The sequence below is a fragment of the Kitasatospora sp. NPDC001540 genome (assembly GCF_042894345.1).
Taxonomy (GTDB): Bacteria; Actinomycetota; Actinomycetes; order Streptomycetales; family Streptomycetaceae; genus Kitasatospora; species Kitasatospora phosalacinea_C.
In genome coordinates this window covers 15,603-30,453 of record NZ_JBIAVO010000052.1, presented here as the reverse complement: position 1 = coordinate 30,453, position 14,851 = coordinate 15,603, and the positions used below count along the sequence as shown (strand labels likewise).

Genomic DNA, 14,851 nt, shown 5'->3' with positions numbered 1-14,851 from the left:
TGCCGAAACTCCCCTCATCAGGAACAGGAACCGATCACCAACCGACCGGCATGGAAACCGGTCCCCGCACGATCACGCCGAACTGCCACTGCACGGACTCGCGGCCACCGGGCAGGTGCAGGTCCGGGAAACGCTCCAGGAGGGCGGCCATCGACTCCTGCAGCTCCAGGCGGGCCAGCGCCGCCCCGATGCAGTGGTGCGGACCGTGCCCGAACGCCATGTGCGGGTTCACCCGGCGGGTGATGTCGAGCTGCTCGGGGTCCTCGAACACCTCGGGGTCGCGGTTGGCCGCGGCCAGGGCGGGCATCACCGGGTCGCCGGCCCGCACCACCACGTCGCCGAAGCGGACGTCCTCGGTGGCGTACCGGGCGAACATCGCCGCCGTGTTGACCGGCACGTAGCGCAGCAGCTCCTCGACCGCGGAGGGCAGCAGCTCCGGCCGGGAGCGCAGCAGCGCCAACTGGTCGGGGAAGTCGGCGAGCAGGGTGAAGAAGAAGCTGGGCAGGCCGGAGGAGACGGTCTCCACGCCGCCGGTCAGCAGGCCGGGGCCGGCGATCGCGATCAGCTCGTCCTCGGTCAGCTTGTCGCCGTCGTCGCGGGCGTAGACCAGGGCGCCGAGCAGGTCGTCGGTCGGCTCCTCGCGGCGCTTGGCGATCAGCGCGGACATGTACTCGCCGAGCTCGCCGCCGATCTCCTCCAGCACGTAGCCGTTCATGGTGGAGTCGTTGGTCAGGCCCTCGGTCCACTTGCGGAACGTCTGGTGGTCGGAGAACGGCACCCCGAGCAGGTCGCAGATCACCGACACCGGCAGCGGCCGCGCCATGTCCTCGACCAGGTCGGCCGGTTGGCCCTTCTCCACCATCGCGTCGATCAGGCGGGCGCAGCGGAACTTGATGTCGGCGCGCATCTGCTCGACCCGGCGGGCGGTGAACGCCTTGTTGACCAGCTTGCGCAGCCGGGTGTGGTCCGGCGGGTCCATGCCCATGATGCCGTCGCCGGTCAGCTCCTTGCGCAGCCGCGGCTGGTCCAGGCCCTGCGCCATCTCGCGGCTGAACCGCGGGTCGGCCATCACCAGTTTGACGTCGGCGTAGCGGGTGGCCAGCCAGGCCGGCTCGCCGTAGGGCAGCCGCACCCAGCTCATCGGCTCCTCGGCGCGCAGTCGGGCGTACATCGGGGAGACGTCGACTTCCGTCATGTCGAACGGGTAGTCGCGGATCTGGCGCTCGGCCGTCATGCCGGTTTCCCTTCCAGGATCTCGTGCTCTGCCGCGCCGACCGGCCGGTCGGCGCCACGGTCGAGGGCGACCGCGTCGAACCTGTCCTGCACGTGGCACAGGGCCTTCGTCAGGTCGCCCGAGGTGATCCGGCGCCCGGGGCGCACCGGGGCGATGCCCTGCAGCGGCATCCCGCCCAGCTCCGACCAGCACAGCCGGCCGGCCTCGTCCAGGTAGCTGCGGCTGCGCCCGGCGTTGTCCGGGTGCAGGCAGTACGGGACGTCCAGCAGGCCGCGCTTGAAGGCGCCGACCAGGGCGCCGCCGACGCCCCCGGTGCCGACGCCGTCGAGGACCGCCGCCACCAGCGCCGCCGCCTCCCGGTACACCTGGCTGTCGGTGCCGTCGGCGGGCGCCGCGGCGGGCGCGCCCGGTCCGGCCAACTGCCGCCTGCGGTCCCGGGCGACCGCGGCCGCGTACTCCAGGGCGTCCACGTTGTGCTGCACGGTGGGGATCCGGCTGGACTCCACCGAGGTCTTGACGATCAGCCGCTCCGAGCCGGTGTCCACGGCCAGCCGGGCCGCCGCCGCCAGCAGGGCGTTGGCGCCCGCGACCGTCCGCGGGTACACGCCCATGTACGCGTAGACCACCACGTGCCAGTCGGCGTCCGGCAGCAACCGCCCGGCCAGCGCCCGCAGCGCCCCGATCGCCTCGGCGTCCTGCCCGGGGTCGGTCTGCTGGGCGTAGCTCAGCGACAGCGAGCGGATGCCCAGGTCGCGGAAGAACACCGCCTCCAGCACGCTGATCGCCACCAGCTGGCTGGGCGGGCACAGTTGGCCCAGCATGCAGCCGCCGAAGGTCTCCAGGTGCGGCCGGACGCCGCGCTCGGCGGCGTACTCGGCGGCCAGCTCGCAGGACGCCTCCCAGTTGCGGACCGACTCGTCCAGCGGGGTGCGCCCGTAGGGCAGGCAGTAGGAGACCGGCCCGCCCTCGGTGGCGTGCAGCCCGGCGTCCAGCAGCGCGCCGAAGATGTGCAGCGGGCGGGCCGAGCCGTGCCGCACCTGCACCGGGAAGCCCCGCTCGGCCAGGCCCGCGACGACGCCGCGGGTCACCGCCGCCGGGTAGTTGACGATCGGGTAGCCGTTGAGGTCGACGCCGTCGCGCAGCGCCGCCCGGACCGACTCCAGGTCGCCGGTCCGGGTGTAGCTGTCCAGGGTGATGGTGCCGACGGTGTCGGCGTCGGCCCGCTCGACGGCCTCCAGCCCGGCCCGCATCAGCGCCGGGTCGGCCATGCCCATCCGCGGCTGCACCACCAGGGCGCCGCCCGCGTGGACGCTGCGCACGTGGTCACCGAAGTTCATGGGCCTGCCGCTCGGAGAGGCGGCCGAGCAGGCCGGTGAACGCCGCGATGCCCTCGGGCCGGTCGTCGAACACGGCGTCGAAACCGGCGCCGAGCAGCTCCTCGAGGTGCTCGGCGCTCTCGCCGCCGGTGATGCCGAGCTTGCCGCCGATCAGCACCGGCAGCCCGGCCAGGTCGGCGTCCGCGCGCAGCCGCCGGATCACCCGCAGGCCCTCGTGGTAGCCGTGCCCGTTGACGCTGGAGAGCACCAGCAGCGCCGGACCGCGCTCGCGGCACTCCGCCAGCAGCATCTCGTCGGGCACCGTCGCGCCGAGGTTTACCACCTCGAAGCCGAGCTCCTCGATCAGCAGTTGCAGGAAGACCAGGTTCCAGGTGTGCGCGTCGGAGGCCATGCTGCTGACCACCACCGTGCCGCGCGGCGGCACCGGCCCGGCGGGGCGCTGCGCGGGCAGCGGCACGGCCGGGCGGGCCACCGTCCCCGCGCCGCCGACCGCCCCGTTCGTCGGGCCGCTCACCGGGCCGCCACCTCCGCCGCGTCGGTGCGGACCAGCTCCAGCCGGGTCGCCGAGACCACCTCGTCGCCGCGCACCAGCACCTCCACCGGGGCCGGGCGGCTGAGGAAGCCCAGCAGGCTCGCACTGACCCCGTACGCGCCGACGTTCGGCACCACCACCACGTCGCCGGGCGCCAGTTCCGGCAACTGCACGTCCCGGCCCAGCGAGTCGCCCGGGGTGCACAGCGGCCCGACCAGGCTGGCCCGCTGCTCCGGCTCCGCGCCGTCGAGCTGCACCGCGGCGGGCAGCAGCCGGCCCAGGCCGGACAGCCCGCCCAGGGTGTTGATCCCGGCGTCCAGGATCACGAAGCGGTTGCCCCGGCTGTCCTTGACGTTGACCACGCCGCTGACCAGGAAGCCGCAGCCGCCGACCAGGTAGCGGCCGGACTCCACCGCCACCTGCGGCGCGCCCGCCCGCCACCCGGGCAGGTGCAGGTCGAGGATCCGCTCCAGCTCGGCCGCCAGCTTCGGGTAGGCGGCGCGCTCGCCCGGCACCGCGTACGGGGAGGAGAAGCCGCCGCCGATGTCCAGCAGCTCCAGCGGCAGGCCGACCTCCTCTGCCAGCTGCACCGCGGAGAGCACCGTCCGCTCGAACTCGCCGATCAGCCCGGCCTCGTCGACCGCGTTGCTCATCGTGAAGAAGTGCGCGCCGACCACCTCGGTGCCCGGCACCGAGGTCAGCAGCGGCATCAGCTCCGGCAGGGTCTCGCTGTCGATGCCGAACTGCGAGGGCTTGCCCATCATCCGGATGCCGGTGTTCGCGGCCTTCGTCCCCGCGCTGTTGACCCGCAGCAGGCAGCGGGCCACCGCGCCCAGGCGCAGCGCGGCCCGGCCGACGTGCTGCAGGTCGGTGTACGACTCCACCGAGAAGATCCGCACCCCGCGGCCGATCGCGTACTCCAGTTCGGACGCGGTCTTGCCGGGCCCGGTGTACAGGCACTCGGCGGCGGTGTACCCGGCCGTCAGCGCGGAGTCCAGCTCGCCCGGCGAGCTGATCTCGGCCCGGCACGGGCGGGTGCCGCCCCCGGCGCCCCCGGCACCCCCGGCGCCCCCGGCGCCCCCGGCGCCCTCGCGCAGGGCGCGGGCCAGCGCGGGGTGCGGGTTGGCCTTGAACGCGTAGTACAGCTCGATGCCCTCGGGCACCGCGTCGGCCAGCGCCCGGTGGCCCTCGTCGAGCAGGTCCAGGTCGTAGACGTACAGCGGGGTGCCGTAGCGGGCGGCCAGCTCCCGGTGGCGGTCGGTCGTCGGGCGGTTCACCGGGCGTCTCCCGCGGTCGTGGCGGCCGTGGCGGTGGCCGGGGCGGTCCCGGCGTCGGCGTCGAGCAGCCGGGCCAGTTCGGCGGTGGCGTTCTTGCCGTGCGCGGTCAGCGGGATGCGCTCCAGCACCCGGCACTGCGAGGGGACCTTCTGCGGCTCCAGGCGGCGGGCCAGCTCGCGCAGCACGGTGTGCGGCGGCAGGTCGGCCTCGACGAACAGGCACAGGTCGCGGGTGTCGGTGGGCGGCACCACGGCGGCGGCGTGCACCCCGGGGACGTCCAGCGCGGCGGCCTCGATCTCCAGGGTGCTCATCCGGATGCCCTTGCGCTTGAACATGTCGTCCCGGCGGCCCTCGAAGTACAGGTAGCCGTCCTCGTCGAGGCTGCCGTAGTCGCCGGTGTGCAGGCGCAGCGCGCCGGTGACCGGGTCGGGCCGGAAGGTGCGGGCGGTCAGCTCGGGCGCCCGCCAGTAGCCGGGCATCACGTGCGGGCCGGCGGCGACGATCTCGCCGACCTGCCCGGGGCCGAGCTCGGTGCCGTCCTCGTCCAGGATCAGCACCCGGGTGCCGGGCAGCGGCAGGCCGACCGAGTCGGGCCGGTGCTCGTCCAGCTCCGGCGGCATCACGGTGATCCGCTTGCACTCGGTCTGGCCGAACTGGCGCACCACCCGGGCCCCGTCGAAGTGCTTGCGGAGCTTCTCGATGGTGGCCTGCGGCAGCGCCGCCCCGGTGTTGGTGAACATCCGCACCCGGTTCGGCTCCTCGGTCAGCGTCTCCCGCTCGGCCAGGGTCGCGATCATCGAGGCCAGCGAGGGCACGATCGGCACCACGGTGGCGCCGGTGCTGCGGATCAGGCCCAGCAGCCGCAGGTCCGACTCGGCGCCCGCCAGCACGATCTCGGAGCGGGCGTGGCAGGACAGCAGCACCTTGTACAGGCCGTAGTCCCAGGAGACCGGGAAGCGGCAGAACACTACGTCGTCGTCCCGGTAGCCGAGCACCCGGCCGATCGACATCGTGGCGAAGGCGATCTGCGCGTGCGGCTCGACCACGCCCTTGGGGGCGGCGGTGCTGCCGGAGGTGTAGACCAGTACGGCGACGTCCTGCGGGGAGACCGCGGTCGGCTCGGCGAGCGCGCCCTCGGCCGCGGAGCGCTCGATCCCGGCCCAGGTGTCGGCGGCGTCGGCGCCGGTCAGCACCAGCACCGGTTCGGCGTTCGCGACGACCCCGTCCAGGTGGTACTGCTTCATGCCCGGGTTGAGCGGCACGAAGACCGCGCCGCGCCGCGAGACGCCGAACATCAGGGCGACCAGCTCGCGGGTGGTCTCCCACTGCACGACGACCCGGTCGCCGTGCCGCACGCCGCGCTGCTGCAACCAGTGCTCGGCGGCGCGGCTGTGGCGGGCCAGCTCCCGGTAGGTCCACCGGCCGGCCGCGTCCCGGACGGCGGGCGCGTCGGGGGCGAGGGCTTCGGCCTCGTCCAGGAAGGAATGGACAAGCATGGTGCGGGTCGGGTGACCGAGGGTGTCCACAGGCTTGCTCCAAGCCACGAGAAGGAGACGCGACGAGGCAGTGTCGCGAGGGATTCGCTGGGGTCGCGCTGGTCCGCTCCGAGAAACTAACGGCCGCTCAGGCGGGAATCACACCCCTTAAGGTCCCCTAGCCCGGGGCCGGGGACCGCCCCGACGTGCTGCTGAGGGGCGGTGCGGGGCGGCGGGGCGGGGCGGCCGTGCGGGGCGGCGGTGCGGGGGCCGGGGCCTCCTGCCGTACGGGGCGGGCCGGTCGGGGTTTCAGGCCACCGCGCCGCGGCGGCGCGGCTGCAGGGCGAGCCGCGGCGTGGCGGCCAGCACCTCGAAGTTGGCGGTGGTGCGGGCTACCCGGCCGAACAGGCTGTCCGGGCCCGCCATGCACACCGTGCCCACGCCCCGCTCCAGCAGCGTGTCGACCACGTCGGTCCAGCGCATCGGCCGCACGAAGCTGTCCAGCAGCATGGTGCGCACCTGCTCGCCGGTGCGCAGGACGGCGCCGTCCTGGTCGGCGACCACCGGCAGCCGCGGGTCGGCGAACTCCAGCCCGCCGATCACCTCGTCCTCGGCCCGACGGCGCAGCGCCCCGAACGCGGCCGAGTGCATGGGCGGCCGCATCGTGTACAGCGAGAAGCCGCCCAGCGCGCGCAGCCGCCCCAGCAGCCAGTCCAGGTTGCGCTCGCGCAGCGACACCATGAAGAAGTTGTCGTCGATGTAGCAGGAGATCTCGTGCCACTCGCCGCGGGCGGTGAGCTCGGCCAGCACCTCGTCCAACTGCTCGCGCGGGGTGCGGGTGAAGGAGTGCGTCACCACGTCCCGGAACTCGGTGGCGAAGAACTCGTCCTGCAGCGCGGCCAGTTCGGCCGTCATCCAGACCGCGTCCTCGACCTCCAGGGCGCCGCAGTACGCGGCGAGCGTCTTCTCGCCGAAGCTCGGACCGGCGCACAGGTCGGCCCGCACGCCGAGCTCCTGCTCCGCCCACTGCGCCAGCGCCAGGCAGTTCACCAGGAAGCCGACCTGCGCGGCGGTGCTGTAGTCGGAGTCGTCCCGGCGCATCCGCTCCAGCAGCGGGTAGCCGAGCCGCTTGCCCGCCGCGGCCGCCAGGCGGCGGGCGAACGGGTTGACGGCCATGAACCGGCCGACGTCGGCGAACCTGCTGGGGGCCATGCCGGGGAAGACCATCGCCTGTCCCGTCCGCGCCCCGCCCGTGGTTCCGGTGGTGCTCATCGTTTCCCCCTGTTCGTTCCGGTCGTGCCGGTCGGCCGGTCGCGGTGCGCGAAGTGCCGGGTCATGCGAGGCCCTTGAGGAACTCGACCAGGACCGCGCGGAAGCGCTCGGGCTCCTCCAGGTTCGGCACGTGGCTCGACTCCTCGAAGACCTCCCAGCGCACGTCGGGGATCAGGTCGAAGTACGGCTGCACGGTCACCGGCGTGGCCTCGTCGTACCGGCCGCTGACCAGCAGCGTCGGGACGTCGACGGCGGGCAGGCAGTCCACCACCGACCAGTCCTTGAGCGTGCCGGTGACGTGGAACTCGCTCGGGCCGTTCATCACCGAGTAGACCGTGGTGTCCTCGGACATCTCCAGGAACGAGGCCCGGTAGTCGCGGGGCCACGGCACCACCCGGCACACGTGCCGGTCGTAGAAGACCCGCACCGCCTTGTAGTACTCGTGGGAGGCCGTGGTGCCGGCCTCCTCGTGGCGGCGCAGCGTCTCGTCCACCCCCGGCGGCAGCGCGGCCCGCAGCACCGCCATCTCCTGCCGCCACAGCGGGTAGGACGCCGGGGAGTCGGCGATCACCAGGCCGCGCAGGCCCGGTGGCTGCCGCGCCGCGTGCCGGGCGCCCAGCAGGCCGCCCCAGGAGTGGCCGAACAGCACGTAGTCCTCGTCCGCGCCCAGCGAGCGCAGCAGGTTGTCCAGCTCGGCCTCGAACAGCTCGGGCACCCAGAAGTCCGCGCCCTTCTCCGGCAGGTGGGTGGAGCCGCCGTTGCCGAGCTGGTCGTAGTGCAGCACCGGCCAGCCGGAGCGGGCCAGTTCGGCCAGGTTCGCCAGGTAGTGGTGGGTGCTGCCCGGGCCGCCGTGCGCCACCACGACGACCGGACGACCGGCGCCGGGCGTGCCCGTCATCCGGTACCAGGTCCGGTGCTCCCCGAAGGGGACCGTGCCCTCGGCGACGTCCATCCCGAATCACCTCACTGCCAGTCAGCGGCCCGTCCGCCCCCCATGTCTAGCCCCGCCCCCCGCCCCGGAACCAGCCCCTTAGGGGGTGCCGCCGACGCTCCGGGACGACCACCCGCCCCGCACCCCAACCCCCCTACGGGGGCGGGGCGGGGCGCCCGGACGCGCGCGAAGGCCCCTCCGGCACGGGGAGCGGAGGGGCCTTCGGGGGAGGGGCTCAGGAGGAGGACGGGTCGGTGTCGTTGAGGTAGGCCAGGACGGCCAGGACGCGGCGGTTGTCGTCGTCGTGGGGGAGGAGGTCGAGCTTGTTGAAGATGTTGTTGATGTGCTTGCAGACGGCCTTCTCGGTGATGGTCAGGCGGCCGCCGATGCCCGCGTTGGTCCGTCCCTCGGCCATCAGGCCGAGGACCTCCTGTTCGCGGGGGGTGAGGTTCTGCAGGGCCTTGTTCTGGGAGTGGCGCGAGAGCAGTTGGTTGACCACCACCGGGTCCAGCACGGTGCCGCCCGCGGCGACGGTGCGGACGGCGTCGACGAACCGGGTCACGTCCGAGACGCGGTCCTTGAGCAGGTAGCCGAGGCCGCCGCCGCTGGCCGCCAGGAGTTCCTTCGCGTACAGCTGCTCGACGTGCTGGGAGAGCACCAGCACCGGCAGGTCGGGGGTGTGGCGGCGGGCGTCGAGGGCGGCGCGCAGGCCCTCGTCGGTGTGGGTCGGGGGGAGCCGGACGTCGACCACCGCGACGTCCGGCTTGTGCGCGGCCAGGGCCTGCACCAGGGACGGGCCGTTGTCGACCGCCTCGACCACCTCCAGGCCGTAGGCGGTCAGGAGCCGGATCAACCCGTCCCGCAGCAGGGTCAGGTCCTCGGCGATGACAACGCGCATGGCAGCTCCATGGTGATGATGGTCGGTCCCCCGGCGGGGCTCGTGACGACGAGCACTCCGTCGAAGGCTGCCAGGCGACGCTCCACCCCCGCCAGTCCGCCGCCGGGCGAGGCCGTGGCGCCGCCCATGCCGTCGTCGCCGACGATGGCGACCAACCGGCCGTCCTCGTGGCCGAGTTGCACCCAGGCGCGGCCCGCCCCGCTGTGCTTGGCGGCGTTGGTGAGGGCCTCGGCGACCGCGAAGTACATCGCGGACTCCACCGGCGCCTCGGGGCGGCCGGGCAGTTCGATCCGGACGTCCACCGGGAACGGCATGGTCAGCGCCAGCGCCCGCACCGCCCCGTCCAGGCCGCGTTCGGCCAGCACCGGCGGGTGGATGCCGCGCACCAGGTCGCGCAGGTCGGACAGGGCCTGGCCGCTGTGCTCGCGGGCCTCCATCATCAGCTGGGTGGCGGCCTCCGGGTCGTGCTTGATCAGTTGCTCGGCCAGGCCGATGTTCATGCCGAGGGCGACCAGCCGGGCCTGCGCGCCGTCGTGCAGGTCGCGCTCGATCCGGCGCAGCTCGGCCGCCGAGGCGTCCACCACCTGGGTCCGGGAGTCGGTCAACGAGTCGACGCGGGCGGTCAGTTGGCCGCGGCCGGGAGAGAGCAGCGCCGCGCAGAACAGCGCGTGCGCCTTGACGAACAGCGGGGCGCCGAACACCGCGACGGCCAGGCAGAGCGCGCCCAGCGGGATGTTCAGCGTCCAGTACAGGTGGTGGGCGCTGGTGAACGCCACCAGGAACGGCGCCACCAGCAGGCCGCCGAGCCCGTTGACCAGCAGCGCCGCGGGCAGCACCCCCAGCAGCGCGCCCACCGGCACGTTCACCAGCAGCCAGAGCAGGTCGCGCCAGGTCGCCGGGTCCTTCAGCAGCTCCCGGCAGAGCTCGACCCGGCCGATCAGGCCCGGCGCGGTGCGCGGCAGCGGCCGGTACGGGGAGGCGATCGGCACCCCGGACCACTCCCGGGCCCAGCGCCGCTCGGTGTCGGCGAACGCCCGCGCGCCCTTCAGCAGGGTCGGCGCGGCCAGTACGCCCAGCCCCAGCGGCAGGAAGGCGATCGACAGCAGCGAGCCGACCAGCAGCGGCACCCCCGCGAACTGCGAGGCCAGCGCCTGCACGAGCCCGCGGCCGCAGGCCGTCAGCATCCGGGCGACCCGGCGCCCGCCCCGGAAGCCGTCCGCCCGGGAGCCGTTCATGACTGCCCCGCCGGGGCCTGGGCGGCGGGTCGCCCGCCGGCCGCGCGTACTCGGGTCACCGTGGTCTCCTCGTGCTCGTGCCTGTCCACGGAGCCCAGTCTTCCGGCCCCGGCGACGGCTTGTCAGGGGAGTAAACACCCCGATCGGGCACCGGCCCCCCGCCCCCGCGGAGCGCCGTCCGCCGGGCCGCCCCGTGCTCTGGGGTGCCCCTAAGGGGCTGGCCCGGCCACCGGCGAGTCGCTAGACATGGGGGCGGAGGGTCGGTGCGGGGCGGGGGCTAGGCCGCCGCCCGGATCCGGGACAGGGTCTTCCAGAGCGTCTCGGGCGTCTCGAACGTCGCCAGTGACAGGGCCTCGTCCTGGAACCTGACCTCGTAGGCGTCCTCCAGCACGGAGAGCAGGTCGACCGTCGCCAGCGAGTCGAGGCCGAAATCCCGCAACGGGGCGTCGGCGACGAGTTCCTCGTCGGCGGGCAGGTACGGCAGAAAACGGCGCACGGATTCTTCGAATCTCTCATCCCACATGTCGGCGACCCTACCGACGGCGCCAGTTCGGGTCGATGAGTACGAACCCCTATTTCATTCCCGGCCACCGGAGGCGACATGGAATTCCCCACCGAGAACACCCTCCCGCTGCGGTTCCTGCGCGGCCTGGCCGCCTCCCCGGACGGCGTGGCGGTGCGCCACGGCGACACCGTGCTGACCTACCGGCAGCTGCACGAGCGGGCCCTGCTGTGGGCGGGCGCCCTGGTCGCCGAGCGGGCCCGCACCGTCGGCGTGCTGGCCCGCAAGGGCCCCGAGGCGTACACCGCGATCCTGGCCGCGCTGTTCGCCGGGGCCGCCGTGGTGCCGCTGCGCCCGGACTTCCCGGCCGCCCGGCTGGCGCAGATGGCGGACGCCGCGGGCGTGCAGGTGCTGGTCGCCGACCGGGAGGCGGTGCCCGCGCTGGCGGAGGTCCGCGGCGGCCGGGCGGTGCTGCTGGTCGGCCCGGAGGGCGCCGTGCAGGCCGACGAACTGCCGTACGCCACGCTGAAGACCGACCCGGCGGCGGCGCTGGCCGCGCCCCGGCCGACCGCCCCGGACGACCTGGCGTACGTGCTGTTCACCTCGGGTTCGACCGGCCGCCCCAAAGGCGTCCGGCTCACCCACGGCGCATTCGCGCATTACTTCTCGCTGCTGGACGCGCGCTACGACTTCGGCCCCGCCGACGTGTTCTCCCAGGTATTCGACCTGAACTTCGACTGCTCCGTGTTCGACCTGTTCTGCGCCTGGGGCGCGGGCGCCGAATTCCTCACCCTGCCGCCGCAGGCGTTCCGGGCGCTGCCGGAGTTCCTGGCCGAGCACGGGGTGACGGTCTGGTTCTCCACCCCGAGCGCGATCGCCCTGGTGCGCCGCACCGGCGGCCTGGCCCCGGGCGCGCTGGGCGGGCTGCGCTGGAGCTTCTTCGCCGGGGAGGCGCTGACCTGCCGGGACGTCGAGGACTGGCGGACGGCCGCGCCCGCGGCCACCGTCGAGAACCTGTACGGCCCGACCGAGCTGACCGTCACCGTCGCCGCCTACCGCTGGTCCGACACCGGGACGCCCGCGGTCGCGGTCAACGGCGTGGTGCCGATCGGCGCCGTCCACGCCGGGCACCGGGTGCTGCTGCTGGACCCGGACGGGCAGCCCGCCGAGGAGGTGGGTGAACTCTGCATCGCCGGCCCGCAGTTGACCCCCGGCTACCTGGACCCGGCCGACGGCGCCGGCCGCTTCCTGGAGCGCGACGGGCTGACCTACTACCGCACCGGCGACCGGGCCCGCCGGATCGGCCCGGACGGCACCGACCTGGCGTACCTGGGGCGGCTGGACTCGCAGATCCAGGTGCAGGGCTGGCGGATCGAGCCCGCCGAGGTCGAGCACGCGCTGCGCGCCCTCGGGGTGCGCGACGCGGTGGTGGTCGGTGCCCCGACCCCGGCCGGGACGGTGCTGGTGGCGTACTACACCGGCGCGGCGGTGCCCGCGGTCGACCTGGTGCGCGGGCTGCGCGAACTCGTCCCGGCCGGGGCGATCCCGCGGCGCTTCCTGCCGGTGGAGGAGTTCCCGCTGTCGCCCAACCGGAAGGTCGACCGGGGCGCGCTCACCGCCCGGGCCGCCGAACTCCAGGGCCTGTGACGGCGGGGGCCGGTGACGGCGGGGGCCGGTGACGGCGGCCCCCGCAGCACGACGGGGAGGGCCCGGGAAGCGTGTGGCTTCCCGGGCCCTCCCCGTCCCGCGTCCGCCGTGTCCGCGGGCTGCGCCCGGCCCACGGCCGGCGGGGCGTCAGATCGCCGCCGCCAGCGCCTCCAGCGGGCGCTCGCGCAGCGTCCTGCGGGTGGCGCCGATGTTCGCCGCGAAGGTCAGCACCACCACGATCGCGACCACCACCAGGTAGATCTGCGGGCCCGCGTCCGGGATCGCCTCGTCCGAGAGGGCCAGGCTGAACGGGACGATCGAGGCCAGCGCCGCGACGGTGCCCGCGACCAGGCCGGTGACCACCGTGATCACGCTCTCGAAGGTGACCGTGCGGACGACCTGCCCGGGGGTGGAGCCGATCAGCCGCTGCTGGCCGAACTCGCGGCGGCGGTAGACCGTCGCGGTGACCGCCAGGTTGATCAGCACGATCGCCGCGAAGACCGCGATGGTGGAGACGATCACGAAGTTCAGGGTCTCGACGTTCTTGTCGTCCTGGGAGCGCACCAGCCGGCCCGAGGAGACCGCGTCGTTCTGGATGACCTGCATGTACAGCGACCCGGCGGCCATCCCGACGAACAGGATGATCGGCATCAGGACGCCCGCCATCCGGCCCGAGCGCTGCCGGATGTTGGCCTGGGCCAGGTAGGCGGGGGTGCCGCCGAAGCCGCGGACCACGCCGCCGACCAGCGCGCTGGCGACCCGCAGCAGGATCGGCGAGAGCAGCGCCAGGCCGATCGAGACGTGGATGCAGGCCTCGCCCGCGATCGACATGGTCAGGTAGCCGCGGTCCTTGAGCACGGTCGGGACCAGCACGCCCGCGTCGGTGCCCAGCAGCAGGAAGAAGATGCCGAAGCCGATCCGCTTCTTGGTCATCTTGGTGGTGCCCGCCGCGCTGGTGACCAGCGCCTCGCGGGTGCTGACGGTGGAGGCCCGGCGGCCGGTGACGTACGCGGCGATCGCCGCGGCCAGGAAGGTCACGCCCAGGCCCATGCTCAGCGCCATCAGGCCGAACGCGTAGTCGGTGCCCTTCGCCACCTGGTGGCTGGAGACCAGGGCGTCCACCACCGCGTTGCCCGCCAGGTAGCCGACCGGCACCGCCAGGACGGCGGCCAGCAGGGTGACCACCGCGGTCTCGCCGATGATCATGCGGGTGATCTGGCCCGGGACCGCGCCCGCCGACTTCAGCAGCGCGATCTCGTTGCTGCGCTGGCGCACCGTCAGGTTGAGGGTGGCCGCGATGCCGAAGGCCACGATCAGCACGCCCCAGCCGTCCACCACGTAGCACATGGTGGTCAGGGTCTTCTCGTCCTGGGCCGAGACGCCGTCGGCCGTGCCGGTGTCGAACAGCGAGGAGAAGGCCATCAGGATGGTGGCGCCGAGGAACACGTTCAGGAAGGTCGCGGCGAAGCTGCCCTTGCGCAGGCGCAGCGAGCTGAGGGCGAGGCGGAACATGGCTCAGGACTCCGATCGGGCGTGGCGGCGGGCGACTTCCTCGCCCAGGCGGGCCATCTCCTCGGCGACGGTGGCCGGGTTGGGGCGGGCCATCTCGTCGACGATCTGGCCGTCGACCAGGAAGAGCACCAGGTCGGCGTGCGAGGCGGCGATCGGGTCGTGGGTCACCATGATCACGGTCTGCCCGAACTCGCGCACCGCCTGGTCGAACAGGTCGAGCACCTCGGCGGCCCGGTGGGTGTCGAGCGCGCCGGTCGGCTCGTCCGCGAAGATGATCTTCGGGTTGGAGACCAGCGCCCGGGCGATCGCCACCCGCTGCTGCTCGCCGCCGGACAGCTGCGCCGGGTGGTGGTCCAGCCGGTGCAGCAGGTCCACCCGCTCCACCACGGCCTCCAGTCGCTGCCGGTCCACCCGCTTGCCCTCCAACCGGGACGGCAGGGTGATGTTCTGACGGACCGTCAGCGAGGGCAGCAGGTTGAACTGCTGGAAGACGAAACCGATCCGGCCGCGGCGGAACCTGGTCAGCTCGGTCTCGTTGCCGAAGGTCATCTGCTGCCCGGCGATGTACACCTCGCCGCTGCTCGGCTGGTCGAGCCCCGACGCGCAGTGCAGCAGGGTGCTCTTGCCCGAGCCCGACGGGCCCATGATCGCGGTGAAGGTGCCGGGGGCCAGCGAGAGGTTCACGCTCTTCAGTGCGGTGACCGGAACGCCGGTCGTGTCATAGACCTTGCTGACCGAGGCCAGTCGGAGTACGTCCCCCGCCACCGGACGGCCGTGGGCGCCTGCTCGGTTCATCATTCCTCATCTCGTCGGGCGCATTTCCTGCTGCTAAAGAGCATTCCGCGCGGCGCCCGCCGCGTCAGGGGTGGAAACTCCCCGACCCGGGTAGGGAAAACACCCCCCTGTTCCGCCCGCCCCGCCCCGACCCGCCCCGGCAGGGCCGACACCCCCCGACCCCGGCCCCCGCACCCGCCGATAGGGGTTGAAGCCCCCGGACGA

General features: G+C 73.7%; 13 protein-coding genes. 1 reads left to right on the top strand and 12 read right to left on the bottom strand.

The window, feature by feature from the left end; genetic code table 11:
* Positions 1-34 precede the first annotated feature (34 nt).
* The 10 genes from ACFY00_RS35565 to ACFY00_RS35520 form a co-directional block, all read right to left on the bottom strand.
* Positions 35-1,234 (bottom strand): cytochrome P450, encoded by a 1,200-nt coding sequence (locus tag ACFY00_RS35565; RefSeq protein ID WP_388037682.1) that lies wholly within the window; start codon positions 1,232-1,234, stop codon positions 35-37.
* Complete coding sequence (locus ACFY00_RS35560) at positions 1,231-2,571, bottom strand: methylaspartate mutase (RefSeq protein ID WP_388037680.1); 1,341 nt, start codon at positions 2,569-2,571, stop codon at positions 1,231-1,233. Before ACFY00_RS35560 ends, ACFY00_RS35565 begins: the two co-directional genes overlap by 4 nt.
* Complete coding sequence (locus ACFY00_RS35555; RefSeq protein WP_388037691.1) at positions 2,558-2,962, bottom strand: cobalamin B12-binding domain-containing protein; 405 nt, start codon at positions 2,960-2,962, stop codon at positions 2,558-2,560. The genes ACFY00_RS35560 and ACFY00_RS35555 overlap by 14 nt, the downstream gene beginning before the upstream one ends.
* Before the next feature lie 119 nt (positions 2,963-3,081).
* Complete coding sequence (locus ACFY00_RS35550; RefSeq protein ID WP_388037677.1) at positions 3,082-4,380, bottom strand: type III PLP-dependent enzyme; 1,299 nt, start codon at positions 4,378-4,380, stop codon at positions 3,082-3,084.
* The gene (locus tag ACFY00_RS35545; RefSeq protein WP_388037688.1) at positions 4,377-5,876 is read right to left on the bottom strand and encodes an AMP-binding protein; all 1,500 of its coding nucleotides are present in this window, start codon (positions 5,874-5,876) and stop codon (positions 4,377-4,379) included. The genes ACFY00_RS35550 and ACFY00_RS35545 overlap by 4 nt, the downstream gene beginning before the upstream one ends.
* A 288-nt stretch (positions 5,877-6,164) precedes the next feature.
* Positions 6,165-7,127: an ACP S-malonyltransferase gene (locus ACFY00_RS35540; RefSeq protein WP_388037675.1), complete on the bottom strand. Its 963-nt coding sequence runs from the start codon at positions 7,125-7,127 to the stop codon at positions 6,165-6,167.
* Positions 7,128-7,188: 61 nt separating this feature from the next.
* Positions 7,189-8,079 carry a proline iminopeptidase-family hydrolase gene (locus tag ACFY00_RS35535; protein ID WP_388037673.1) on the bottom strand — a complete coding sequence of 297 codons (891 nt, stop codon included), beginning with the start codon at positions 8,077-8,079 and terminating at the stop codon, positions 7,189-7,191.
* Between the two features lie 214 nt (positions 8,080-8,293).
* Positions 8,294-8,956: a response regulator gene (locus ACFY00_RS35530; RefSeq protein WP_388037670.1), complete on the bottom strand. Its 663-nt coding sequence runs from the start codon at positions 8,954-8,956 to the stop codon at positions 8,294-8,296.
* Positions 8,929-10,191, bottom strand: coding sequence for a sensor histidine kinase (locus ACFY00_RS35525; protein WP_388037668.1), 1,263 nt, complete (start codon positions 10,189-10,191; stop codon positions 8,929-8,931). Before ACFY00_RS35525 ends, ACFY00_RS35530 begins: the two co-directional genes overlap by 28 nt.
* Before the next feature lie 277 nt (positions 10,192-10,468).
* The gene (locus tag ACFY00_RS35520) at positions 10,469-10,714 is read right to left on the bottom strand and encodes a phosphopantetheine-binding protein (RefSeq protein ID WP_388037665.1); all 246 of its coding nucleotides are present in this window, start codon (positions 10,712-10,714) and stop codon (positions 10,469-10,471) included.
* A gap of 78 nt (positions 10,715-10,792) precedes the next feature.
* Here ACFY00_RS35520 and ACFY00_RS35515 point away from each other — a divergent pair, with 78 nt between their 5' ends.
* A complete protein-coding gene (locus tag ACFY00_RS35515; RefSeq protein WP_388037663.1) occupies positions 10,793-12,340 on the top strand; it encodes an AMP-binding protein in 1,548 nt (515 codons plus the stop codon).
* A 147-nt stretch (positions 12,341-12,487) separates the two neighbouring features.
* Here ACFY00_RS35515 and ACFY00_RS35510 read toward each other — a convergent pair whose 3' ends face one another.
* Both ACFY00_RS35510 and ACFY00_RS35505 read right to left on the bottom strand, forming a co-directional pair.
* Entirely contained in the window at positions 12,488-13,852 is a 1,365-nt protein-coding gene (locus ACFY00_RS35510; protein WP_388037661.1) for an FtsX-like permease family protein, read from the bottom strand.
* A gap of 3 nt (positions 13,853-13,855) precedes the next feature.
* Positions 13,856-14,647 carry an ABC transporter ATP-binding protein gene (locus ACFY00_RS35505; protein WP_388037685.1) on the bottom strand — a complete coding sequence of 264 codons (792 nt, stop codon included), beginning with the start codon at positions 14,645-14,647 and terminating at the stop codon, positions 13,856-13,858.
* Positions 14,648-14,851: the final 204 nt, after the last annotated feature.